The organism is Bacillus sp. AFS001701 (genome assembly GCF_002559405.1).
Lineage (GTDB): Bacteria > Bacillota > Bacilli > Bacillales > Bacillaceae_G > Gottfriedia.
Genome location: NZ_NTZO01000331.1, coordinates 1 through 1456 on the forward strand (window position 1 = coordinate 1; position 1456 = coordinate 1456).

The following is a 1456-nucleotide window of genomic DNA, read 5'->3' on the forward strand; positions in this document are numbered from 1 at the left end:
TTAAATATAAAATAATTCTTAATATTCTCGTTAATGAATACTATTTTAAATGGGATCGTAGGATGGTAATCATAGGAGGTATGTAGTTTGAACAAAGTCGTAGAAAAAAATCGAATAAACCTGAATATTTTTAATCATTTTTCATCCTATTCAAAAAAAGAGGACAATTTGTTCCAAGTTAATTTTAATCGATTTGATTCGTTCCAAAGGTTAATAAATAATAATTCACCAATAAGTTTTAAACAGGACAAAATAATAAAGCAAAATTTAGCTTTTATAAGACTTCTTAATGTTTTACCTAAAAAAATAAGCTTAGACATTTACATTAATCGTACTAAATTTATTTCAAATTTATTTTTTAAAGAATCAACTCAATATTTAACTTTACCTTCAGGGGAACACTTAGTTGAAATTTTTAAAACGATTGATCAATCAAAACCAATTCATTCAGAACAAATTTCTTTACTCGCAGAACAAAATTATACAATAGCTATTGGACATAACTTAGACCAAATCTCTCTGTTTTCATATATGGATAATCACTCCTTGCCTCAAGGAGAAGCTAAAATCCGTTTTATTAATTTATCCCCTAATTCACCAAATCTAGATTTTGCAGTAAAGGCTGGTGAAGGCGACGTTGTTTTCCCAAATGTCCCATACCAAATAGCCTCAGAATATCTGCCAATATCGCCTATGACAGTTAATTTGGAAATACGATTATCAGGTACGAAAACGATCATATTTCCTCTCTATAAATCAAAGTTTAAAGAAAATATAGTTTATGATTTAATTTCAGTAGGGTGTGTTGAAGAGAACCCCAAATTTGAAGTTATTACATTATTTTAGACCGTTCATTAAATCAATATTTTTTATACAAAATAAAAAACTCGGACTAATCATCCGAGTTTTTTTATGCCTCTTTAGGCAACGTTATGTAAAATGCTGTCCATTCATCATTAGAAAAACATTTAATATTGCCATCATGTTTTTCAATGATTTGTTTACATACAAATAAACCAATTCCAGTACCATGATTTTTTGTCGTAACAAATGGTTCAAAAATTGTCCGTATGCTTTCTTCACTTATTTTAGGTCCATTATTTCTTATTTGAATTTCAATCTTATCCTCTAAATCTGAAACTTGATAATGAATCGTTTTTTGACCATCGTTTTCAGCCAAGGCATCGATTGAATTCATTAATATATTAAGTAAAACTTGGCGTAGTTCATTCCTGAAACCTGGTATATATATTCTTTGTGATATTCCTTCTTGTAAAATGACATTCGAATTTACAATACTCGGATATAAGAATTCAGTGATTTCTTTAAATAAATCATTAATTAAAAAGGATTCCACTATCTGATCATGATCCTTTTTCGAGACATGAAGAAATTGATCAATTCTAAAATTTAATTGATGCAATTCATGATCTATGATGTCTAAATATTTTAATTG

At 28.0% G+C, this 1456-nt stretch carries 2 protein-coding genes; one reads left to right on the forward strand and one right to left on the reverse strand.

Annotated elements, in window-relative coordinates; genetic code table 11:
* The first annotated feature begins 87 nt into the window (after positions 1 to 87).
* Positions 88 to 846 (forward strand): DUF4397 domain-containing protein, encoded by a 759-nt coding sequence (locus tag CN514_RS19225; RefSeq protein WP_098233981.1) that lies wholly within the window; start codon positions 88 to 90, stop codon positions 844 to 846.
* 64 nt (positions 847 to 910) lie between these two features.
* Here the strand turns inward: CN514_RS19225 and CN514_RS19230 are convergent.
* Positions 911 to 1456, reverse strand: a 546-nt coding sequence (locus CN514_RS19230; protein ID WP_141529426.1) for a sensor histidine kinase, incomplete at its 5' end; no start/stop codon positions are given.